Source organism: Nocardiopsis akebiae (assembly GCF_018316795.1).
Classification (GTDB): Bacteria; Actinomycetota; Actinomycetes; order Streptosporangiales; family Streptosporangiaceae; genus Nocardiopsis; species Nocardiopsis dassonvillei.
In genome coordinates, this window is the sequence record NZ_CP074132.1 from 4,038,771 (window position 1) to 4,060,124 (window position 21,354).

24 protein-coding genes are annotated in these 21,354 nt (G+C 74.7%); 8 read left to right on the forward strand and 16 right to left on the reverse strand.

The genetic code is table 11. The features are described from left to right. The first annotated feature begins 106 nt into the window (after window positions 1-106). From KGD83_RS17270 to KGD83_RS17280, 3 genes are all read left to right on the forward strand, one after another. Window positions 107-739 carry a DUF2461 domain-containing protein gene (locus KGD83_RS17270; RefSeq protein ID WP_212640176.1) on the forward strand — a complete coding sequence of 211 codons (633 nt, stop codon included), beginning with the start codon at window positions 107-109 and terminating at the stop codon, window positions 737-739. 209 nt (window positions 740-948) lie between these two features. Then, window positions 949-1,356: a hypothetical protein gene (locus tag KGD83_RS17275; RefSeq protein ID WP_212640177.1), complete on the forward strand. Its 408-nt coding sequence runs from the start codon at window positions 949-951 to the stop codon at window positions 1,354-1,356. 145 nt (window positions 1,357-1,501) lie between these two features. Next, window positions 1,502-3,106: an alpha/beta hydrolase gene (locus tag KGD83_RS17280; RefSeq protein WP_249351916.1), complete on the forward strand. Its 1,605-nt coding sequence runs from the start codon at window positions 1,502-1,504 to the stop codon at window positions 3,104-3,106. A 130-nt stretch (window positions 3,107-3,236) separates the two neighbouring features. Here KGD83_RS17280 and KGD83_RS17285 read toward each other — a convergent pair whose 3' ends face one another. From KGD83_RS17285 to KGD83_RS17325, 9 genes are all read right to left on the reverse strand, one after another. Next, window positions 3,237-4,634 (reverse strand): hypothetical protein, encoded by a 1,398-nt coding sequence (locus KGD83_RS17285; RefSeq protein ID WP_212640178.1) that lies wholly within the window; start codon window positions 4,632-4,634, stop codon window positions 3,237-3,239. Beyond that, window positions 4,631-5,344 carry a class I SAM-dependent methyltransferase gene (locus KGD83_RS17290; RefSeq protein WP_249351917.1) on the reverse strand — a complete coding sequence of 238 codons (714 nt, stop codon included), beginning with the start codon at window positions 5,342-5,344 and terminating at the stop codon, window positions 4,631-4,633. Before KGD83_RS17290 ends, KGD83_RS17285 begins: the two co-directional genes overlap by 4 nt. After that, entirely contained in the window at window positions 5,341-6,009 is a 669-nt protein-coding gene (locus tag KGD83_RS17295) for a TIGR04282 family arsenosugar biosynthesis glycosyltransferase (RefSeq protein WP_212640180.1), read from the reverse strand. The genes KGD83_RS17290 and KGD83_RS17295 overlap by 4 nt, the downstream gene beginning before the upstream one ends. Beyond that, window positions 6,006-6,776, reverse strand: coding sequence for a glycosyltransferase family 2 protein (locus KGD83_RS17300; RefSeq protein ID WP_212640181.1), 771 nt, complete (start codon window positions 6,774-6,776; stop codon window positions 6,006-6,008). Before KGD83_RS17300 ends, KGD83_RS17295 begins: the two co-directional genes overlap by 4 nt. 18 nt (window positions 6,777-6,794) lie before the next feature. Continuing rightward, window positions 6,795-7,916, reverse strand: coding sequence for an NAD-dependent epimerase/dehydratase family protein (locus KGD83_RS17305; protein ID WP_212640182.1), 1,122 nt, complete (start codon window positions 7,914-7,916; stop codon window positions 6,795-6,797). A 98-nt stretch (window positions 7,917-8,014) separates the two neighbouring features. Next, window positions 8,015-8,659 carry a vitamin K epoxide reductase family protein gene (locus KGD83_RS17310; RefSeq protein WP_212640183.1) on the reverse strand — a complete coding sequence of 215 codons (645 nt, stop codon included), beginning with the start codon at window positions 8,657-8,659 and terminating at the stop codon, window positions 8,015-8,017. Next, complete coding sequence (locus tag KGD83_RS17315) at window positions 8,656-9,342, reverse strand: DsbA family protein (protein ID WP_212640184.1); 687 nt, start codon at window positions 9,340-9,342, stop codon at window positions 8,656-8,658. The genes KGD83_RS17310 and KGD83_RS17315 overlap by 4 nt, the downstream gene beginning before the upstream one ends. A gap of 127 nt (window positions 9,343-9,469) precedes the next feature. Then, window positions 9,470-9,901, reverse strand: coding sequence for a hypothetical protein (locus KGD83_RS17320; RefSeq protein ID WP_212640185.1), 432 nt, complete (start codon window positions 9,899-9,901; stop codon window positions 9,470-9,472). Window positions 9,902-10,222: 321 nt separating this feature from the next. Continuing rightward, window positions 10,223-10,582: an ArsR/SmtB family transcription factor gene (locus KGD83_RS17325; RefSeq protein ID WP_013152750.1), complete on the reverse strand. Its 360-nt coding sequence runs from the start codon at window positions 10,580-10,582 to the stop codon at window positions 10,223-10,225. 60 nt (window positions 10,583-10,642) lie between these two features. Between KGD83_RS17325 and KGD83_RS17330 the strand changes: the two genes are divergently transcribed. Then, window positions 10,643-11,923: an MFS transporter gene (locus tag KGD83_RS17330; protein ID WP_249351918.1), complete on the forward strand. Its 1,281-nt coding sequence runs from the start codon at window positions 10,643-10,645 to the stop codon at window positions 11,921-11,923. Window positions 11,924-11,990: 67 nt separating this feature from the next. Here the strand turns inward: KGD83_RS17330 and KGD83_RS29140 are convergent, their stop codons facing one another. The 3 genes from KGD83_RS29140 to KGD83_RS17345 all read right to left on the reverse strand — a co-directional run bounded on the left by KGD83_RS29140 (window position 11,991) and on the right by KGD83_RS17345 (window position 15,113). Further along, window positions 11,991-13,181, reverse strand: coding sequence for a mycothiol transferase (locus KGD83_RS29140; protein ID WP_212640187.1), 1,191 nt, complete (start codon window positions 13,179-13,181; stop codon window positions 11,991-11,993). Window positions 13,182-13,403: 222 nt separating this feature from the next. Beyond that, window positions 13,404-14,006 carry a helix-turn-helix domain-containing protein gene (locus KGD83_RS17340; RefSeq protein WP_212640188.1) on the reverse strand — a complete coding sequence of 201 codons (603 nt, stop codon included), beginning with the start codon at window positions 14,004-14,006 and terminating at the stop codon, window positions 13,404-13,406. A 69-nt stretch (window positions 14,007-14,075) separates the two neighbouring features. Then, window positions 14,076-15,113, reverse strand: a complete 1,038-nt coding sequence (locus KGD83_RS17345) for a DUF6924 domain-containing protein (protein ID WP_212640189.1) — start codon at window positions 15,111-15,113, stop codon at window positions 14,076-14,078. Between the two features lie 218 nt (window positions 15,114-15,331). Between KGD83_RS17345 and KGD83_RS17350 the strand changes: the two genes are divergently transcribed. Continuing rightward, window positions 15,332-15,907, forward strand: a complete 576-nt coding sequence (locus KGD83_RS17350; RefSeq protein WP_212640190.1) for a snapalysin family zinc-dependent metalloprotease — start codon at window positions 15,332-15,334, stop codon at window positions 15,905-15,907. A 278-nt stretch (window positions 15,908-16,185) separates the two neighbouring features. Here KGD83_RS17350 and KGD83_RS17355 read toward each other — a convergent pair whose 3' ends face one another. The 4 genes from KGD83_RS17355 to KGD83_RS17370 all read right to left on the reverse strand — a co-directional run bounded on the left by KGD83_RS17355 (window position 16,186) and on the right by KGD83_RS17370 (window position 19,805). Beyond that, on the reverse strand, window positions 16,186-17,061 hold the full coding sequence (locus KGD83_RS17355) for a sulfite exporter TauE/SafE family protein (protein WP_212640191.1): 876 nt from the start codon (window positions 17,059-17,061) through the stop codon (window positions 16,186-16,188). Window positions 17,062-17,232: 171 nt separating this feature from the next. Beyond that, a complete protein-coding gene (locus KGD83_RS17360) occupies window positions 17,233-18,651 on the reverse strand; it encodes an MBL fold metallo-hydrolase (protein WP_212640192.1) in 1,419 nt (472 codons plus the stop codon). A gap of 100 nt (window positions 18,652-18,751) precedes the next feature. Then, a complete protein-coding gene (locus KGD83_RS17365) occupies window positions 18,752-19,324 on the reverse strand; it encodes a rhodanese-like domain-containing protein (RefSeq protein ID WP_212640193.1) in 573 nt (190 codons plus the stop codon). Window positions 19,325-19,553: 229 nt separating this feature from the next. Continuing rightward, window positions 19,554-19,805 (reverse strand): metal-sensitive transcriptional regulator, encoded by a 252-nt coding sequence (locus KGD83_RS17370; protein ID WP_047872072.1) that lies wholly within the window; start codon window positions 19,803-19,805, stop codon window positions 19,554-19,556. A 245-nt stretch (window positions 19,806-20,050) separates the two neighbouring features. Between KGD83_RS17370 and KGD83_RS17375 the strand changes: the two genes are divergently transcribed. From KGD83_RS17375 to KGD83_RS17385, 3 genes are read left to right on the forward strand one after another with little or no spacing between them, the layout of a single operon-like run. Continuing rightward, window positions 20,051-20,482 carry a hypothetical protein gene (locus KGD83_RS17375; RefSeq protein ID WP_212640194.1) on the forward strand — a complete coding sequence of 144 codons (432 nt, stop codon included), beginning with the start codon at window positions 20,051-20,053 and terminating at the stop codon, window positions 20,480-20,482. After that, the gene (locus tag KGD83_RS17380) at window positions 20,479-20,868 is read left to right on the forward strand and encodes an MFS transporter (RefSeq protein WP_212640195.1); all 390 of its coding nucleotides are present in this window, start codon (window positions 20,479-20,481) and stop codon (window positions 20,866-20,868) included. Before KGD83_RS17375 ends, KGD83_RS17380 begins: the two co-directional genes overlap by 4 nt. Window positions 20,869-20,921: 53 nt before the next feature. Beyond that, window positions 20,922-21,353: an HIT family protein gene (locus tag KGD83_RS17385; RefSeq protein WP_212640196.1), complete on the forward strand. Its 432-nt coding sequence runs from the start codon at window positions 20,922-20,924 to the stop codon at window positions 21,351-21,353. Window position 21,354: the final 1 nt, after the last annotated feature.

Consider the following 21,354-nt stretch of genomic DNA (forward strand, 5'->3'; position numbering starts at 1 on the left):
CAAGCACGCCTTCTCCCGGCGGGTCCTGCGGGCTGCGGACGGGTTCGGGGAGGTGCCGCCCGGGGTAGGACGGCGGGCGCGCGTCCGCCACAGCACGGGGAGAGGGATGGACTTCACCGGCTTCACCGAGGAGACCTTCGCGTTCTTCGACGGCTTGGCCCGGGACAACTCCAAGGACTACTTCCACGGCCACCACGAGGTGTACGTGCGCGCGGTGCGCGAGCCCGCGCGCGCCCTGGCCGAGGCGCTGGAGGAGGACTTCGGCCCGGTGAAGGTGGGCCGCCCCAACCGCGACGTGCGCTTCTCCCACGACAAGAGCCCGTACAAGACCCACGTGGGCCTGGTCAGCCAGTCCCGGGGACCGGTCGGCTACTACCTCCAGATCGGCCTGGAGGGGCTCTCGGCGGGCGCGGGCTACCACGCGATGTCGGGCGCGCAGGTGGAGCGCTACCGCGACGGCGTGGACGACGAGCGCCAGGGCCCGCGACTGGCGCGGATCGTCGACGAGCTGACGGCCCGGGGCTTCGACATCGTCGGCGACACCCTCAAGACCCACCCACGCGGGTACAGCGGCGACCACCCGCGCGTGCACCTGCTGCGCCACCGCTCCCTGGGGGCCGAGCACAACGTGCAGCGGTCGGACGTGCCGCTATCCGCGAAGCTCCTGGACACCGTGCGCGCGGACTGGCGGGCCACCGGCCCCCTCATGGACTGGCTCGACCGGCACGTCACCGGCTGATCCCGGCGGACGCGGGCTCCCACCGGGCACGGCCTCCCGCCGCGCGTTGATCCACCGCGCACGCGGAACCCGGTCAGCGGGCTCCGCGTCCCGGTCACCGCCCGTGGCCGGTCCTGCGTCTGCGGGAGCGGTGGTACGTTTCCCGCAACGAACTACCTGATCCGCAGGGGAGTCCGCGTTCGCGCGCCCTGAGCGCGGAAGGCGGGTCCGTGCACCACTCCCCCGCCGTCACCGGCCCCGCCGTCCAGTGGGACGTGCCGGAGGCCACCGTCCCGCACGGCCTCCTCGGACTGAGCGAGCCGAACGTGCACCGCTTCGGCGACCGCTGGTGCACGTTCGTCGGCGGTTTCTCCACCTCCTTCCGCAACCGCCTGTACCGGGCCGCGCTGCCGGTCGGCGCGGACGTGCGCCCGACCGGCTGGCGGATCGACTCCTCCGCACGGGGCCGACCGCTCGTGCTGGCCCCGGACGCCCCGCGCGGTGCCCGGGACGCCGGGGGTGCACCCCCCGCTGCGCGCCGCCGCGCGGCGCCCCGGCCCCGTCGCACACCGACACCACCCGCGAACGATGTGTGCCTGTCACGGCTTTTCCGTGAGGTTCGCACCGCCAACGCATGACACGGCGTCACTGGTGGACTCGGCGGAGTGACAGCAGGCTGGACGCGTACCTCCGGCGCTCCCCGGGCACGGCCCTCCCGCCACAGGCGGCGGGGCGCCGTGCCCGGGGAGCGCCGGTGAAATCGACATCCAGGAGGCTGCAGACATGGGACGAAGGCGGAGCGCGGGCCGGAGCCTGCCCCCGGTGGTGGCGGTGTGCCTGGCCGGTTCACTGGTCGCGGCCGCACCGGCCGCGGCCGACGAGCGGGACGGGGCGCCGGCGACGGATCTGGCGTGGGGAGCCTGCCCCGAGGACGTTCCGGCCGGGACGCACCCGCTGGAGTGCGCCACCGTGCCGGTGCCCGTGGACTACGACGACCCCGGGGGCGACCGGATCGAGATCATGGTGTCGCGGCTGGCCAGCACGGACCCGGACCAGAGGCGCGGCGTGCTGCTGCTCAACCCCGGCGGCCCGGGCGGGTCCGGGCTGTCGATGCCCGCGGACCTGGCCTCCCTGGGCATGCCAGCCAGCGTCCTGAACAGCTACGACCTGATCGGCATGGACACCCGCGGCGTCGGGCACTCCTCGGCGGTGAGCTGCGGCTTCACCACCGACCAGGAGTACTTCGGCAACATCCCGCCCTACGCCGTCGACGAGGCGGCGGTCACCGAACAGGCCGCGGTCGCCGAGGCGGTCGCCGACCAGTGCGCGCGCAGCGACGAGAACGGGCTGATGCGCCACATCTCGACGGCGAACACGGCCCGCGACCTGGACCGGATCCGGGCCGCCCTCGGCGAGGAGGAGGCCAGCTACTTCGGGCTGTCCTACGGGTCGGCGCTGGGCGCGGCCTACGCCTCGATGTTCCCCGAGAGCACCGACCGGATCGTGCTCGACAGCAACATCGGCGACACCTTCCTCGACTACGACGGCATGCGCAGGTTCGGCCTGGGCTTCGAGGAGACCTTCCCCGACTTCGCCGCGTGGGCGGCGGAGCGCGACGGCAGCTACGGCCTGGGCGACTCGCCCGAACAGGTCCGGGAGACCTACTTCGAGACCGCCGAGCGGCTGGACGAGGAGGGTCCGGTGGCCGGTGTCAACGGCCACCTCTTCCGGCTGTCCGTCTTCGTGGGGCTCTACAACGAGCGCAGCTACGGGCGGACCGCGCAGCTGTGGCAGTCGGTGCGCCTCGCGGACGAGGAGGCGGTGCGGCGGCACATGGAGGAGAGCGGGCTCGGCGGAGCCGGGGCGGCGACGGGAGAGCTGTGGCCCTCCGACAACGCATGGTCGGTGTTCCTCGCGACGACCTGCAACGACGTCGAGTGGCCCGAGGACCTGGCCGCCTACCGGGAGGGCGTGGCCGAGGACCGGGAGAGGTACCCGATGTACGGCGCGGCCAGCGCCAACGTCATGCCCTGCGCGTACTGGAACGACGCTCCGTCCGAGCCCGCCGTGGAGATCACCGGTGAGGGTCCGGACAACGTCCTCATCATGCAGAACCTGCGCGACCCGGCCACGCCGCACCTGGGCGGCGTGACGCTGGACGAGAAGTTCGGCCAGCGCTCCCGCCTGGTGAGCGTCGACGACAGCGGTCACGGCGCATACGTCTACGGCGACAACCCCTGCGCCTGGGACGTGGCCACGAGCTACCTGGTCGACGGCGGGTTCCCGGAACAGGACGTCTCCTGTGAGGCCTCCGGGGCCTCCGGCCTGGGGCTGGACGAGGAGGTCCAGAGGTCGCGGACCGAGACCCTCGACCAGCTGCGCGGCTGAGCCACGGGGGGGACGACACCGTTCGTCCCGTCCGCGGCGCTCCCCCGCGTCCGCGCCGCGGACGGGTTCCCTCGCCGGTGCCCGCGCGGACGCCGGGGCCTCGGGCACCGGCCCCGGGGAGCGCCCCGGTTCACCAACCGGTGAGCAGCAGGTGGTTGACCAGGAGTGCCGTGGCCGCCTGGACGGCCAGCCAGGCCCTGTGGTGGCGATCCGGTAGGAGGGCGGCGGCCGGGACGAGCCACAGCACGAACGGCAGCCAGATGCGTTCGGTCTCGCCCTTGCTCATCCCCGACAGGGTGGCGGCCGCGACCGCGCCGAGGGCGGCGGCCACCAGCAGGGCCGTCGTGGCCTCCTCCCGGGACGGCGCCCGGCGCAGGCCGCGCACCGCCCCGGGCAGGCGCGCCAGGGCCCGGCGCAGGCCCGCCGCCGTCGCGGCTCCGGTCGTCAGGCACGCGACGGCCAGGTTCGCCCAGACCCAGTAGCCGTAGGGCCGGACGGACGCGAACCCCTGGTAGTAGCGCTCCACGAGCAGCTGGTAGCCCTCCCACCAATGGAAACCGGCCGCGGTGAAGGCCGCGGCGACGGCCAGGGCGGCCAGCAGCGCGTAGGGCAGGGGGCGCGCGGTCCGCGCGCACAGGAGCACCGCCACGGCCGGGAGCCCGATGAGGACGAGCCCGTAGGACAGGTACACCGACCACCCCAGGAGCAGACCGGCCGCCAGCGCGGTGGCGCGCGGCGCACGCGCGTCGGGGGCCGCCGCCACGGCGAGCAGGGCCAGGCCCCACGCGGTGACCGCCGCGAAGTACCCGTCCGCCGACGTGCCCACCCACACCGCGGCGGGCAGCAGCACGAGGAACGGGGCCGCCCGGCGCGCCGTCGGCTCCGCGCCGAGCGCGCGCATCGCGACCAGGACCGCGGCGGCGGCCGAGCCGCCGACCACGACGCACCACAGCCCGGCCCACGCCCCGCCGCCCAGGCCGATCCGGTCCAGCGCGACGAAGGTCAGGACGGCGCCCGGAGGGTGTCCGGCCACGTGCGTGGGCCAGTTGTCGGGCTGCCCGATGAGGATGTGCCGGGTGAACGTGCTCAGCGCCGCGCCCACGTCCTCGAAGCGGTCGACCGAGGACAGGTACTCGTGGGGCGACAGCATGCGGCCGACGATCCCGCGCCGCCACCCGTCGACCAGCGCGAGCGCGGTGGTCCAGAGCGCGGACGCGGCCCAGACCGCCCACACCAGGACGCGCCAGGGCAGGGCGCGCGCCGCCGCGGGCCCGCAGACAGCCACCGCCGCGGCCAGGGCCAGGGCGGGGACCGTGCCGGGTCCCGTGTGGGGGAACCAGGACGCGTACAGCGGCGGCCAGTCCACGTGCAGGACGCCGTGGGCGCGCTCGATCCGGGTGCCGATGACGGCGGCGGCCGCGAAGAGGAGCGCGGCCAGGGCCGCCACGGCCAGATCGGCGCGCGCTCCCGTCCGGGCCGCGCCGACCGCGTCCCGGACGTCGCGCTGGTGGAGTCCGGGCCGCGTCACGCCGTCACCGCGGGACGGGCGGGCGCCGGCGCCGGGTTGCCCCGCGGCGCGCGCAGCGCCGCGAACCGGCGTCCCCGCACCTGCCAGGCCTCCGACCACTCCCATCCGCTCTCCCGTGCGCACCACCGCAGGGCGCGGGGGCCGATCCGCGCCCACGGGAACGGGGAGCCCGGTTCCCCCCGGCCGTCGGTGACCTGCACCGTCACGCACTCGTGGACCTCGTGGGCGGCGGTCTCGACGATGAGCAGGCCGCCGGGCAGCACGATCTGCCGCATGCGGGCGAGCAGGTCGCCGGGGGCTCCGCCGATGCCGATGTTGCCGTCGAGCAGCAGCGCGGTGCGCCAGTTCCCCTCGCCGGGCAGGGGGTCGAACACCGAGGCGCACACCGCCCGGCCGCCCGACTCGACCGCGCGCGACACGGCCACGGGGTTCATGTCCACGCCCAGCGCCCGGCGGCCCCGGGCGGCGAGCGCGACGACCATGCGCCCGGGCCCGCACCCGGCGTCCAGCGTGTCGCCCTCGCAGCGCTCCAGCACGCTCTCGTCCGCGGCGTCGGTCCCCCCGCACCAGCGTTCGACGTCCAGGCGCAGCATCCACCCGTCGGGCCGTCGCAGGAAGAGGGGGCCGCGGCCGTCGGCGAGCGCCCGCGAGTAGGGGTCGCACAGCCACGGAGCCGACCTCGTGTCGATCCCGGTCTCGGTCGCGCTCACCGCCGACACCCCGCTCCGGCGTGCCGGACCGCCCTGCCGAAGCGGCTGCCGGGGACGAGCGAGGCGACCAGCGCGGCGTCGCGGGGCGTGTCCACGTCCGTGAGCACGTCCAGGTCGCCCACGCGCAGCCCGGCCCCGACCAGCCGCGCGCGCTGGAAGCGCCCGGTGTGCTCCGTGGACATCGGCACGCCCCGCAGCAGGCGGGGGTCGGGGTCGGCCAGGCCGAGCGCCCAGAAGCCCCCGTCCTCGCTCGGGCCGAACCACGCGTCGGCGCGCTCCCAGGCGTCCGGGGCCAGGGCGGGTCCCAGGAGTTCCCCGGTCACCTGGGGGGTGTCCATGCCGATCAGCAGGGAGGGGCCCGAGCACCGGGCGAACGCGTGCGCGAGCCGTTCGTCGAGCCCGCCGCCCGACTGCGGGACCACCTCGAACCCCGGCGGGAGCCAGGGCCCGGGCCGCCCCTCCAGCACCAGGAGCCTCCTGCGGGCGGGGAGCGAGCGCACCGTGTGCAGGGTGTCGGCCAAGGCGGCCTCGGCGACCGCGGCGGCCTCCCGCGGCGAGTACTCGGGGGTCAGCCGTGTCTTGACCCGTCCGGGAACGGGTTCCTTGGCGATCACCATCAGGGTGGCCTCCCCCGCCGGGAGGCCGGGCCCGCCGTCACGGGTCATGGCCGCCCTCCCCTCGCGCGCACGCCCTCCGGGCCCGGCGGCTCGCGCAGCACCGCCGTCATGTCGCGCACGGCGGTCCAGGTGCCGCGCCACGTCCCCGTCACCTTGGAGGCCCCCGACCTGGGCAGGTAGGGGACGTCCACCTCGTCGACCCGCCAACCGGCGTCGGCGGCGCGCACGACAGTCTCCAGGGGGTAGCCCGAACGCCGGTCGGTCATCCCCAGCTTGAGCAGGTCCGCCCTGCGGGCGGCGCGCATCGGCCCGATGTCGCGCACCCGCACCCCGGTCCGCGTACGCAGCATCCGCGCGACGACGGCGTTGCCGACCCTGGCGTGCGTCGGCCAGACCCCCCGGCGGACGGGGCGCCGCCTGCCCAGGACCAGGTCCGCCCCGCCGACCCGCACCCGTTCCACCATCCGCGGGAGCAGGGCGGGGTCCAGGGAGGCGTCGCAGTCGCAGAAGCAGACGAACTCGGCGGTCGCGGCGGACAGGCCCGCGTGGCACGCGGCGCCGAACCCCCTGCGCGGTTCGGAGACGACCAGGGCCCCCAGCTCCGCGGCGACGCCCGCCGAGCCGTCCGTGGACCCGTTGTCCACGACGATCGCCCGCCACCCCGGTGGGACGCGTTCCATCACCCAGGGCAGGGCGGACGCCTCGTCCAGACAGGGCAGCACCACGTCGACCGGTGGCGGCGGGTCGCCGCCCGCCGTGTCGGGCGACGCCTGCGCCGGTTCGTCCTGGCCGTACTCGTGTGGTTCTCTACTCACCCTGGTTACGCTACGAAGTCATGTGGACACAGGGCGGGAAAGGCGGTCGCGACACGCGGACGCCTCGGCCTCCGGCGCCGCCGAACCGGTCGAACCGCGCAGTTCGGCGCGGGCGAACTCGGCCATCCCCTCGGCGAAGCCGACCCCGGGCCGCCAGGACAGCTCCCGCGTCAGGCGGTCGGAGGAGGCGGTGATGTGCCGGACGTCGCCGAGCCGGTACTCGCCGGTGACCACGGGCTCGGGGCCGCCGTGCGCGTCCGCCAGCGCCCGGGCCATCTCACCGATGGTGTGCGGGGTCCCGCTGCCGGTGTTGAAGGCGGACAGCTCCCCCGGGGCCCTGCCCGCGACTGCCTCCAGCGCCGCCACATTGGCCCGCGCCACGTCGCCCACGTGCACGAAGTCGCGCCGCTGGCGGCCGTCCTCGAACACGCGCGGCGCCTCGCCCCGGGCCAGCGCCGAGCGGAAGAAGGAGGCCACGCCCGCGTACGGGGTGTCGCGCGGCATCCCCGGCCCGTACACGTTGTGGTAGCGCAGCGACACCGCGCGTCCGCCGACGGAGCGGGCCCACGACGCGCACAGGTGCTCCTGCGCCAGCTTCGTGGTGGCGTAGACGTTGCGCGGGTCGCTCGGCGCGTCCTCCCCCACCAGGCCTGGCACGAGCGGCGCCCCGCACCGGGGGCACGGCGGGTCGAACACCCCCGCCCGCAGGTCCGCCTCCGACCTCGGGCCGGGACGGACGTCGCCGTGCTCGGGGCACGTGTACCGCCCCTCCCCGTAGACGACCATCGAACCGGCCATGACGATGTCGCGGACGCCGGTCCTGGCCATGGCGGCCAGCAGGACCGCCGTGCCCAGGTCGTTGCAGCGGACGTAGTCGGGGGCGTCCAGGAAGTCCGCGGAGCCCAGCCCCACCATCGCCGCCTGGTGGCAGACCGCGTCCACGCCCCGCAGGGCGCGTTCGACGATCTCGCCGTCCCGGACGTCGCCCACGACGTCCACGGTTCTGTGCTCGGTGTCCCTCCCGGTGTGGGCCTGGGGCAGGTAGGCGTCGAGGGTGACCGCCTCGTGCCCGGCCAGGCGGAGTTCCTCCGCGACCCTCGATCCGATGAACCCGGCACCACCCGTGACCAGTACGCGCATGGACCCAACCTACGTTCCGCGCACGCTCCGTCACGGGTTGCGCCACGCGCGTCGGCGCCGATCCGCCGACGCGCGCGGCGGCCCGCCGGGGGGCGGGCTCACAGCAGCGTGGACCAGTAGGTCCAGAACGCCTGGGCGACCGCGCCGACGACCGCCAGCGCCCACACGGTGAGCACGACGGTGTGGTTGCGGGCCAGCAGGTCCAGGGTCCTGGCGGCCCATCCCGGCGCGGGCAGGTGCGCGGAGCGCACGTTGTGCAGCGTGACGTACCAGAAGAGGGGTATCGTCACCGCCCACACGACCAGGCAGTACGGGCACAGCGCGCCGATGCGGTACAGGCTCTGGAAGATGAGCCAGTGCACGAAGACCGCGCCGAACACCACGCCAGCCTGGAGTCCGAGCCAGAACCAGCGGTCGAAGCGCGCCCCGGCGGCCAGCGCCGCGCCCGCGGTGGTGACCACGGCGAAGCAGACCACGCCGATGACCGGGTTGGGCACGCCGAAGACCTCGGCCTGCGGGGCGGCCATGACGGTGCCGCAGGAGAGCACCGGGTTGAGGCTGCACGCGGGCACGTGCCCGGGGTCGGCCAGCACCCGGATCCTCTCCACCAGCAGGGCCAGTGCCGCGAACAGCCCGGCGCCGCCGCCCAGGGTGAGCAGCCAGGGCAGGGCCCTGCTGACGACGGGTGTGGCGGCACCGGGCGGGGCCGCCGCGGCGCGGCGGGGCGCGGTCGGGGTGCTCATCCCTCCAGCTCCCGGTCGATCATCTCCGAGAGCGCCTCGTAGCCGGGCATGCTGGGGGCGGGGCGGCCGTTGACGAAGATGGTCGGGGTGCCACGCACGCCCAGGGCCACGCCGTCCCGGAAGTCGGACCGCACGCGCTCCAGCGTGGCGGGGTCCTCCATGGTCGCGGTGAACTCCTCCGTGTCCAGGCCCAGGTCCTCGGCGAAGCCGACGAACACCTCGGCCTTGGAGTCCTGGGACTCGCCCCACTCGGCCTGGGTCTCGTACATCCGGACGTACATCTGTTCCAGCGCACCCTGCTGGGCGGCGGCCTCCACGGCCGCGGCGGCGGGCTCGGCGTTGGTGTGCCCGGGCATCGGGAAGTAGCGGATGACCGTGTTGATCCGTCCGTCGTAGTCCTCTCGGATCTTCTCCATGACCGGGAACTGGGCGCGGCAGGCCTCGCACTCGAAGTCGAGGAACTCCACGACCGTCACCGGTGCCTCCTCCACCCGGTCGAGGTGTCGGCTGTCCTCGCGGACCAGGAGTCCGGTCGGTGCGGTGGGTGCGGCCTGCGGGTCGGCGGAGCCGTCCGTGGCCGCGGGGGCGGCGCCGCCGCCCCGGTCGTCGAGGGCGATGAGGAGGCCGAGGCCGATGACGGCGACCATGATCAGGCCGAGGGTGATGCCGAGGTTCTTGCTCATGTGGGTGTGTCCTGGGGTGCGGGGCGCGGCGGAGCGCGCCCGGGGAGACGGTCACGGGGAAGGAGCCGCGCGGAGCGCGGCTGATGCCCCCCGCGCGTGGCGCGGGGAGGGGGCGGGTGACCGCGTCCTAGACCCGTTGGACGCAGAGCAGGGTCAGCAGCCCGTACCCGTGGGGGGCCAGGGGCGGGCGGCTGACGGGGCGCGGGGCCGGTCCCGGCCGCGGCGCCAGCAGGAGCGCGAGGACCAGGGCGACGCCGAGCACGACGAGGAACAGGGGCGGCGCGGTGGGCAGTCCGTGCCCCTCGGTGACCGCGCACGCGTGCGCGGTCTGCGGGGCCGGGGCCGCGTCGGTGACCGCGGCGGCTTCCCGGGGCCGCTCCGGGCAGTCGGCCGTCGCGGCGGTGGTAGCGGAGGTGGACGCGGCTGCTGTGGCGGCGGGAACGGTCTGGGCGACCGGGCCCGTGCTGTGGCACAGCGCGCACATGAAGCACATGAGCACCAGCGCGACCAGCGGCACCGCGAGGGTGCGCTGTCGCCGCGTGGAGGTGTGCCGGTCCATGCCAGGAACTGTAGCGGTGGTGTCGGCGGGGCCTTCGGCGGCCACGGGATAGGGAACCCCGCACCGCTGTCGGCGGGCGCTGGGGCGCACCGGTGCGTCCGGCGTTCCCCGGAGCCGGGCGGGCCGCCCGGTCCCGCGGCGTCGCGGACGCGCCCGGGGCGGGGCTTCTGGACCAAGGCTCCCATGGGGTCACGATCGCCCGGCCCGTCGCGTGCAGCGGCTCCCCCGAGCAGACCGGCGAACCGCGTCGAGGACACCCTGTCGGCATCGGTCGGTCGGCGGGTCGGACCTGTTCGGACAAGCCACTGCGCACACCCGCAGTCAGTCGTGGAAGGGCTCACCCGTCACGACGTGGTCGGCGTGGTTGAGCGCCTCCAGCACCAGGCGGCGCAGGTGGCCGTCGCGCAGCTGGTAGATGGCGTGCCGGGACTCCTTGCGGAACTCCACCAGACCGGCCAGGCGCAGTTTGGCCAGGTGCTGGGAGACGGCGGTGCGCGACGCTCCGCAGGCCTCGGTCAGCTGGCCCACGTCCGCCTCGCCCCCGGCCAGGGTCCACAGCAGGTGCAGCCGGGTGGGGTCGGCCAGCAGGGCGAACACGCTCGCGGCCACGGCGAGCCGCTCGGGTTCGGGCGGAGCCGGGTGCACCCGGCTGGGGACGGCCTGCTCGTCGCTGGTGCGCATGTGCGCAGTCTAGGGCCCGGAGGAGGGAGGACCCCGCGGAATATGACATCATGTGCGTACTTGCGCACATATATGGTGCTCCTGGTCGTGCTCTTCCTTCTTCTCCGGGTGGTGGTCGTGGTGTGGCGGGTGCTGACGGACTTCGCTTCCTACCGCAGGTTGTTCTACGCCCAGGTCGTGGCGCTGGCGGGCACCGGGCTGGCCACGGTCGCCCTGGCGCTGCTGGCCTACGAGCTGGCTCCGGGCCGGGCGGGGCAGGTGGTGGCCACCGCCCTGACCGCCAAGATGCTCGCCTACGTGGGCGCGGGGCCGCTGCTGACCGCGACCCTGGCCCGGGCCCCGCGCAAGGCGGTGCTGGTGGGCTCGGACGCGGTGCGCGCCCTGGCGGTGGCCTGTCTGCCGTTCGTGGACCAGGTCTGGCAGGTGTACGCGCTCATCGCCGTGCTCCAGTGCGCCTCGGCGACCTTCACGCCCACCTTCCAGGCGGTCATCCCCGAACTGGTGGACGACCGCGGCTACACCTCGGCGCTGGCCCTGTCGCGGCTGGCCTATGACCTGGAGGCGCTGGCCTCACCGCTGCTGGCCGCTCTCGTGCTGCTCGCGATCCCCTTCGACGGCCTGTTCGCGCTGACCGCGCTCGGCTTCGCCGCCTCCGCCGCCCTGGTGGCCGCCACGGCCCTGCCCGCCCCGACGCCCGGGTCGCGGAGTCCCCGCCGGGCCGCGGCGAGCTGGCGGGCCTTCGGCACCGACCGGCGCCTGCTGGCGCTGACGGCGTTGAACACGGCGGTGGCCGTGGTCACCGCCCTGGTCCTGGTCGACACCGTCGTCCTCGTCCGCTCCCACCTGGGCGGCGGCGACACCGCCGTGGCGCTGGTCCTGGCCTGCTTCGGCGGCGGTTCCATGGCGGTGGCGCTGGCCCTGGGGGCGCTGGTGGAGCGGTTCGGCACGCGCGCGCTCATGCTCACCGGTCCCGGCGTCCTCACGGCGGGAGCGGCGGCACTGGCGCTGGGCTGGGCCCTGGCACCGGGACCGCTGGTGCTCGGCGCGGGATGGGCGGTGCTGGGCGCGGGGTGCGCGCTGGTGTCCGCGCCCACGGGGCGGCTGCTGCGCGGGGCCGCTCCCGAGGGCGCGTTGGCGGGGGTCTTCGCCGCCCAGTTCTCGCTCTCCCACGCCTGCTTCCTGCTCACCTACCCGCTGGCCGGGTGGGCCGGGGGCCTGGAACCGGTCCTGGTGCTGGGCGGCGCCGGGGTGCTCACGGGCGCGTGCGCCCTGGCGGCGGCGGGCCTGTGGCGCCCCGGCGCGGTCGCGGCGGACCCGGCCCCCGCCTCCGGGGGCCGCTGAGGTGCCCGCCGCACCGGTCCCGGACCGCGAGGCGGTGGGAGGGGCGCGCGGGAGGACGCGGTGGTGGTCAGCGGCCGGTGCGGCCGTCGACCAGCTCGCGGAGGATGTCCAGGTGCCCGGCGTGGCGGCCGGTCTCCTCGATCATGTGCACGAGCGCCCACCGCATCGACGGGGCCGGTCCGTTCCGGCGCCCCGCGTGCGCGGGCCCGCCGAGGTCGTCGCAGGCGGCGATGGCACGGTCGGCGGCGGCCACGGCCGCGCGGTATCCCTCCAGAACGCCCGCCGTGGTCTCACCGGTGTCGGCGTGGAACGTGGCCTGCCAGTCGCCGACCTCCTCCCCGAGGAAGAGGGCGCGCTCGACGTGGGCCAGGTGCTTGACCAGTCCGAGCAGGTTCGTGCCGGACGCGACGCCCGGAGTGCGCACGTGCTGCTCCGGCGCGCCGTCCAGCTTGGCGAGGACGCTCTCGCGCAGGTAGGCCAGGAACCCCGTGAGGACCTCCTTCTCCGCGGACCCCGTCCTGGGCGGGGGCTGGTCGCGTCGGCGCGAGGGTGCATCGGCCGTCCTCGTCGAACCCTTCGGCGCCGCCCCCGTACGGCGCCGGGCCACCACCACGTTGTCGCTCACCCGCGCACTCCGGCCGTCGGGGCCGTGGGCCGTTCGCGAACGCCGCTCGCACACGAGTCCGGTCCAGTCGGAGCCCAGGTCCAGCGACCGCCACAGGTCTTCGGGGGCGGGGAAGTCGTCGCGCTGTTCCCAGGACCAGGGCGCGCTGGAAGCGTGGTCGATCACGGCCAGCAGCCCGCCCCCGCCCACCGACCGCGCGGCCCGGCGCAGCACGGCGTCACGGTCGATGTCCACCGGCGTGTGGAAGTAGTTCGCGTAGACCAGGTCCCACGGTCCGGTGTCGGGCACCGACAGCGCCAGGTCGTGGCGCCGCGTGGTGAGGGCGCCCTGGACTCCGGCGCGGCGGGCCCGCTCGGCCAGCACGGCCAGGGCGTGTTCCGAGACGTCGACGGCCGTGACGTTCCATCCCCGGTCCGCCAGCCACAGGGCGTCCCCGCCCCGGCCGCAGGCGAGTTCGAGGGCGCGGCTCGCGCCCGCCCCGCCTCCCGGCTCCGGCGGTGGCACCAGGGCCAGCTCCCCGGCGAGTCGGGCGAAGGCCGCGTTGGGACCGGGCGGCGGCGTCGAGGGGTCCCCGTCCCGGTAGCGGGTTTCCCAGAAATCGCGGCTGGGCGAGGCGTTCTTGTCTGTCTCCATGGACGCCAGTGTTCGCCCCGCCGGGGCCGCGGGGCCAGTTCTCTTGCAGAACTGCAAAAGCACGTGCGCACGGCGCGTCCCCGACAGCTCCGGGCGCCTCCCGCGATCGTCCCGGATCCCTCCCGGTGGTTCCGGGCCCCTTTCCCTGCGGCCCCGTCTCCGGCGGGCCGGGGGCGGGCACGCGGCTGCGCGGGTGTCCGTCCCCTCCGCGCGCCCGGCCCCTCAGGTCCCGTGCAGGTGGACGCGTTCGCCCTGGGTTCCGAAGATCGCGATGGTCTCCGCCGGTCCGTCCTCGGCCGGGTTGCCGATCCAGTGCGGGGTCCGGGTGTCGAACTCGGCCGCCTCCCCCGCGCCCAGCAGCAGGTCCTGCTCTGCGCCCAGAACCAGCCGGATGGTCCCCGAGAGCACGTAGAACCACTCGTGCCCCTCGTGTGTGCGCAGCTCGGGCGGCGGCAGCGTCCGCGCCGGAGGGTAGAGGACCTTGTACGCCTGGACCCCGCCCGCGCGCCGGTTGAGCGGGACGAACGTCAGTCCGAAGCGGCGCACCGGGTGCAGGTGCACGCGCGGATCGCCCACCCTGGGCGCGTCCACCAGATCGTCGATGGGCACCCGGTACACGCGTGAGAGCGGGAGCAGCTGGCCCAGCGTCGGCTGCGCGCGCCCGGTCTCCAGGCGCGACAGCGTGCTCGGGGTGACCCCCGTGCGCTCCGACAGCTCGGCGAGGGTCAGCCGCGCGCGGTTGCGCAGAACACGCAGCCGCGCGCCCACGGCACGCAGCACTTCGGCGTCGCCCTCGTCGGCACGGTGATTCCCGCTCTCATCCATATCCGCAACCTACCGCGCGAGGGCGGGGGCGCAGGCTCCTCCGGCCGGGCGGAGCCCCGCCCCCACGGGTCACCACCCGTGCATGCGGGCCTTCTCCTCCGCGTCCATGTAGTCCTCGACGTCCTGGTTGGCGATGGCCAGGTTGACCAGCATGAGCCCGGCCTTCTCCGGGACGAGCCGGAAGGTGCGCCCCGCGTGCGCCTCCAGCGGGACGACCAGGAGCCGGTGCTCCGGATCGCTCATGGCGGTCCGGTCCGCCACCAGCAGGGCGTCCGCGGCGCCCTCGTCGGGGTCCTCCGGGTCGGCGCGTACCAGCGACATCAGCTGCTCGGGGGTGGCGCCCTCGAACACCGGGTCGTCCACGACCCCGATGTGGTCGCCGAAGTCGTCGATCGGATTCCCGTAGCCCCGGCCCGGGCGGTACACGGTGTCCAGGAGCGCCGTCCAGGCGGCCTCGTCGGCGAAGTCGGTGCGCACGAGCAGACCGTCGTTGGCGTGGGTGAGCGGAGGCAGGGGCCGAACCGGGGGCTCGTAGCGGGGCGGGGCCTCCTGGGCCTCCAGGTGGGCGCCCACCGGGTCGGGGAGGCCGTCCTCCCAGTCCTCCACCGTCTCGTCCTCCTCGGCCTCCCACTCGGGTTCGGCCGGAGCCCAATCCTCGAAGTCGTCCAGGACCGCGTCCAGGTCCTGGCAGTGCATCACCAGGTAGGTCAGGGCCGCCTGGCGGGGCGTGATGCGGAACGCCTCCCCGCCGGTGCCGCGGAACGCCAGCAGCGGGCGCGGACCGGCGTTGGCCGTGGTCCTGTCGTTGGCGAGCAGGACCACGTCGGGGACCCACTCCCCGTCCCGGCCCAGGGCCCCGACCACCTCCTCGGGGGTGGCGCCCCGCCAGGCGGGGTCGTCCACCACGACCAGGCGACGGGGAACGGGGGCCTCCGACACCTCGGAGGCCTGCCGACCGGGGGCGGGCGCCACCAGACCGGGCAGTTCGCCCATGCGGGAGAGCACGTCTTCCCAGGCCCCGTCGTCGTGGTCGGTGCGCAGGAGCAGCATCCCGGACACGTGCGACGCGTCGTCGGCGGGCGGCAGGGGCAGGGCGGGACGGTCCATCAGGGAGTACCTCGCGGTGGTCGTGGCGTACGGATTCCTCCGTTGTATCGGACCTCTACGACAGAACGGCGCGCTCTCCCCGGGGCCCGCGAACCGGTACGCGGTGCCCCAATTAGGCGTCCAGCACATCTTGTGGCGGCACACCGCTACGCATAGCATCGACCCGACCCCACCGGGTCACCAAGCAGCATCAGCACCCTCACCCCCGGGAGACCCCCATGCTGAGACGTGTCCTCATGCCCTTCCTGATCGCCCTGAGCGCCCTGGCGCTGACGCTGGTGGGCGCCGCCCCGGCCACCGCCGCGCCCGCGGAGCAGAACCAGCCGCTGCGCCAGACCGTCCTGTACTACGACGCCAGCCGGGCCGCGGAGTACACCTCCGCCGTCGCCTCGGCCGTGAACGTGTGGAACTCCAGCGTCGGCAACGTGCGCCTGGAACCGGCCTCCGCCGGACGGCGCGCCGAGATCCGGATCGTCGCCGACGACGGCTGGCCCCGCGCCCACCTGGGCCCGGTGCGCCCGGGCGGGCAGGTCACCGTCTGGATGGGCCGCCAGGGCACCGCCCAGGGCTACGACGCGGTGCGCATCGCCGCGCACGAGCTCGGCCACAGCCTGGGCCTGCCCGACGCCAAGCCCGGCCCGTGCTCGTCGCTGATGTCGGGCTCCACCGGCGGCGTGGACTGCACCAGCCGCTACCCCAACGCCTCCGAGCGCTCGCGGGTGGAGGCCAACTACGGCAGCGGCCTGAGCGGCCAGCGCGCCGCCGACGGACAGCTCCTGGTCGACCGCTTCTGAGCCGACCGCGCCCGCGCGGGCGCCCCGGCTCCGAAACCGACGGCCCCGGGCCTCGGTCCGCACCGGCGGGCCGAGGCCCGAGGCGTCGCGCACCCCGTCGCGCCCGGACGGAACCGGCCCTCGCGGGCAGCGGGGCCCCGTCCGCCGGGGCCGCCGCCAACCGCGCGGGCGTCCGCCTCCGCACGGGGCCGCCGCGCCTCCGGCGGAGGGAGGGATCGTCCCGCGCGGCCGGACAAGGCCCACGACCGGACCGGGCGTATCCGCCTCGGTCATCCCGCTCATCCCGCGCGCGGCCGGAGGAGGGGGACCAGGGGACAGCGGTCACCGACCAGGCGGCACACCAGGGCCAGGGCCGCCAGACCCGCCGCCGCGGCGACCAGGGCCGCGCCGAGGGGGTCGGAGAGCCCCTGGATCAGCACGAACACACCCGTGAGCAGCACGAAGCCGCCGAACCCCTTGCGCAGGGCGGCTTCGGGCACGCGGGAGGTCAGGCGCACCCCCACGAGCGAACCGGCCACCGCGAGCGCGCTGACCGCGCCGATCAGGGCCCAGTCCGGGCTCACGGCGGTCAGGTAACCGGTGAGTCCGGCGAAGGACTTCATGCCGATCACGAGCAGGGAGGTGCCCACGGCGGCCGGCATGGCCAGTCCGCCCAGCAGCACCAGGGCGGGCACGACGAGGAAGCCTCCTCCGGCGCCGACCAGCCCGGTGACCGCGCCGATCACCACTCCGTCGAGGACGACGCGTCCCAGCGGCGGCGCCACGGCGGCCGACCCCCGGTCGGGGGTCGCCCTCCCGCCCCGGAGCATGGCCAGGGCGGTCGCGACCATCATGAGGGCGAAGGCGGTCATCAAGAGGGCGCCCGGGACGTGTGCCCCCACCACTCCGCCGACGAAGGCCCCCGCCATCCCGGCGGCTCCGAACACCAGCCCGGTACGCCAGCGCACGTTTCCCGCGCGTGCGTGCGCGAGCGCGCCGACAAGCGAGGTGAGGCCCACGACGAACAGGGACGCGGCGATGGCCTCCTTGGGGTCCATGCCCGCGACGTAGGTCAGCAGCGGCACCATCAGGATGGAACCGCCTCCGCCGAGCAGTCCGAGCGCGAGCCCCACCACCGCGGCGAGGCCCAGGGCGAGGACGATCTGAAACTCCATGTTGACTCCGCTTCCGTGGCTCGCCGCGGCGGGCGCGGGCGGCCGATGGCTCGGGGATGGTGGGGCGCGGGGGCGGTCCGGACAGCGCGGAGGCCGCCCGGACGACGCGGGGGCGGCGCCCGCCCACGCGCGCCCCGCTGCGGGGCGGCGGGCGCGGCCCCGCCGCGTGCCTCAGTCGGCACCAGCGCGCACCGGCGCGTCCCGGTCCCGCCTCCAGTCCTCCCAGGCGCCGTAACCCCGGTCGAGTTCGACGACGTCGTATCCCGCGCGGCGCAGAGCCGAGGCCGCCACGGAACTGCGGGCGCCGGACTGGCAGTAGCTCACGATGGTGCCGTCGGTCGGCAGCGCGTCGAGGTTCCACAGCACACGGCCCGCGCTGAGCTGCCGCGAACCGGGGATGTGCCCCTCGGCGTGCTCGCCCCTGGTGCGCACGTCCAGCAGGAGCGCGGCGCCGGACTGTTCGAGCTCCTCGGGGGTGACGCGCGGCGGCACCGTCCTCGGCAGCCCCTCCGTGCTGGTCGTGTAACCGGACACGTGGTCGATGCCGACCCGCAGCAGGTGGTCGCGCACCCGGCGGGCGGTGTCCCCGTCGTCGGCGAGCAGCACCAGGGGGCGGGTTTCGGACTCGGGGTCGTGGGCCCAGGCCCCGAAGGTCGCGGCCTTGGCCGGACCCGGGATGTTCAGCGCCCCGGCCACGGTGCCCCGGTGGACCTCGGTGTGGGGACGGGTGTCGACGAGGACGCTCCCGCCCTCGCTCAGGGACCTGCCGACCTCCTCGCGGGAGAGCGCGGGCGGCGGGGCGAGGCGGCCCAGGACCCGGGGCCCCTCCCTGTTCTGGCGCTTCATCCGCGCGAAGTAGGCGTGGGCGTCGGGTTGTCCGTCGAGCAGTTCCGCGACGAAGCCCTCCATGTCGTCGGCGCGCAGGTAGGGACCCCACCAGGCGTTGAGCCGCTCGTACCCGACCGTGGTGGCCGGAAGAGCGCCGAGGGCCTTGCCGCAGGCGCTGCCCGCCCCGTGTCCGGGAAGGACCTGGACGTGGTCCGGCAGGTTCAGGAACACCCGGCGCAGGCTCTCGAAGAGCTGGCGGGCGCCCTCGAACCGGGTGCCGGTCCGCCCGGCGGCCTCGTCGAGCAGGTCGGGACGGCCCAGGTCCCCGGCGAAGACGAAGTCACCCGAGAGCAGGTAACCGGGGTCGCGGCTGAACGCCCCGTCCGTCACCAGGAAGGAGAGGTGCTCGGGTGTGTGCCCGGGGGTGTGGCTCGCCCGGACCGTGATGTTGCCGACGGTGATGGCGTCACCGTCGAGCAGCCGTTCGGCGTCGAATCCGTACTGCCAGTCCTGACCGCCCTCGCCGGAGACGTAAGCGGTGGCGCCGGTGGCCGCGGCGAGTTCGCGGGTGCCGGAGAGGTAGTCGGCGTGGATGTGGGTCTCGGTCACGGCGACGATGCGCATGCCGTGTGCGCGGGCCAGTCCGAGGTAGTCGTCGATGTCGCGGCGGGCGTCGACCACGACGGCCTCTCCGCTGGCCTGACAGCCGATGAAGTAGCCGGCCTGGGCGAGGTCGTCGTCGTAGAGGCGTTCCAGCAGCATGCTCTGCTCCTTGTCCGGTGGGTGCTGTGTGACGTGTCAGTCCTGTTCAGATACTGGGGGGAGTATCCAGAGGGCAGAAGGCGGCCCTGTTCGCGTGCGTTCATCGGCCGACGCCGATGCGGGCCAGGGAGTCCTCGACGTCGACCTCCTCGCTCGGCCGGTTGTAGGGAAGGCGGGACAGGGCCATGCCCATGGCGCAGGTGTCGGTGGCGGCGGCGAGGACCAGCCCCGCACCGACGACACCTGCGACCGCCACCGCCGGGAACCACAGCGTGGAGGCGAGCACCGAGCCCAGGACGATGCCGCCCGCCACCAGTCGGACCTGGCGCTCCAGCGCCCATCTCTCGCGGCCGCGCTCCAGGGGCGCCCCCTGCGCCTCCCAGGCGTTCATGCCGCCCTCCAGCACGACCGCGTCGCCCAGGCCCGCCCCCGCCAGCGTGTTCCGGCACCGCGCGGCCCGCCTGCCGGAGCGGCAGACCAGGACGAGGCGGCCGCCCGCGCCGGTGACGATGCGCTCCAGGTGGGCGTCCACCTGATCCAGCGGCAGGTTGACGGCCCCCGGGATGTGGGAGCCCTCGTATTCGGCGGGGGTGCGCACGTCGACGATCAGGGCGCGGGGGTCGGTTTCGAGCAGTACGCGCACGGCGCGCACGTCGATGCCGTGGTCACTCATGTGTTTCCTTCCTTCGGTGTTGCGGGAGCGGATCTGGATACACCCGGGGGTATCCAGTGGGCGGATCGGGACTACGGACGCGCGGGAACCCGGACTGCCGGCTACCCGCCCGCCATATACAGGGGGGAGTATCCAGAAGCCATGGAGACGCCCCGGTCGAGAACTGCGCGGGGCTCCGCGCGAAAGGCGGCGAGCGGGCGCCCGACACCCGGTCGGCGCCCACCAACCCTCACGCCAGGGCCAGGAACAGCTTCTCCAGCTCCTCCTCGGTGAGCTCGGGCTCCTCGCCCCGCTCGCGTGCGGTGTTGCAGTGCCGCATGCCGCTCGCGACGATCTTGAACCCCGCCCGGTCCAGGGCCCGGGAGACCGCGGCCAGCTGCTGGAGGACGGCGGTGCAGTCCTCCCCCGCCTCCATCATCGAGATGACACCGGAGAGCTGGCCCTGCGCGCGCTTGAGTCGCGTGATGGCGTCGCCCACCATTTCAGGCTTCATCTGGTCTCCTTCCGCCCGTGCACCCACCATACCCCCGGGTGTATCCGCACCGCCAGTCGCGTAGGTCACACCGGCCCCAGGAGCCCGTGCACGGACCGGTGAACACCCTCCCAGAATCCGCCCCCGCCCTGCTCGAAGGAGTGCCCCGTTCCGGGACCTGATCAGCGAGCGGAGGACGATGACGTGCGACGCGGCGGGAATCCCGCGGCTTTCACAGAAGGCTCTCATAACCGGTGATCGCCTCCTGCCACGAGTACGACGCCTCGGGTTCACGGGATCGACTCGGCGAGGACGCGTTCGACGATCGCGTCCTCAAGCGCCTCCTTGTTGCGCACGGGCACGTGCGGGCCGCCCAACCCCAGTGGGGCGCCGTCGAGATAGCCGCCGACCGGACGGCGGTCATCCTCTACCTGGTGATCGTCGACGCCACGGGGCTCGCGGGGTGGCTCATCTCCCTGGCGGCGGTTCGACGCGGATGGCGGAAGCGCGGGATGGTCACGGCCCTGTTCGCGGTCGGCATGGGAGCGCTCGTGCTCAGCGCCGGGGGCGCAGGCGGTGCGTACGACCGGATCGTTCCCCTGCGGTTGGGCATGACCCTGCTCTGTCCTCCGGCTCTCCCGGGGATCACCGCGCTGGTCGCCGTCTGGCGCGGAACGGACCGATGACGCCGACGACCGCCTCCGCGCGCTGCCTCCCCCTGACGCCCGCCGCGCTGGCGGTCATCGGCTCCGTCTCGCTACTGGCCAGTTCGGTCACGTCGATGGCGCTCGCCACCTTGGCACAGGCTCTAGGGACCGCCATGAGTTCGCTCGTGTGGGTCACGACGGTCTTCCTGCTGATGGCAGGGCTGGCGCTGCCCTTGGCCGAGTGGGCCGTGGACCGGTTCGGCGGCCGCCCGGTGCTGCTGGCGGGCTTCGCGGTTTTCGTGGCGGGTGCGCTGGGAAGCGGTTCGGCGGTGACGTTCGAACAGCTCATCGCGGCACGCGCCGTGCGAGGGCTCGGCGGTGGAGTCCCGGAGCCCGCCGGTTCCGGACGCCCCACCGGGTCCTGACCCCCACACTGTGAGGAACCGTCTGTTCCCACCCGTGCTGGAAAGGCCTGCCCTTGCCGACCCTCTTCTCCAAGATCATCGCCGGCGACCTCCCCGGACACTTCGTGTGGAAGGACCCCGAGGTCGTGGCCTTCCTGTCCATCGCCCCGCTCCGGCCGGGCCATACCCTGGTCGTCCCCCGGGCGGAGGTCGACCACTGGACCGATGCCGACCCCGCCCTCCTGACCAGGTGCATGGAAGTGGCCCAGGCCGTCGGCCGGGGCGTTCGCGCCGCCTGGAACGCGCCCCGCGCCGGGCTGCTCGTCGCGGGCTTCGAGGTGCCGCACATGCACGTCCACGTGGCCCCCGTCTGGGACATGTCCGACTTCGACCTCAGCGGCGTCGAGACCGAGACGGACCACGGCGTCCTCGACCGCTCGGCCGAGCGGCTGCGTACCGCCCTCCGGGAACTGGGGTTCGACCACGCCGTCGCGCCCAGGGACTGAC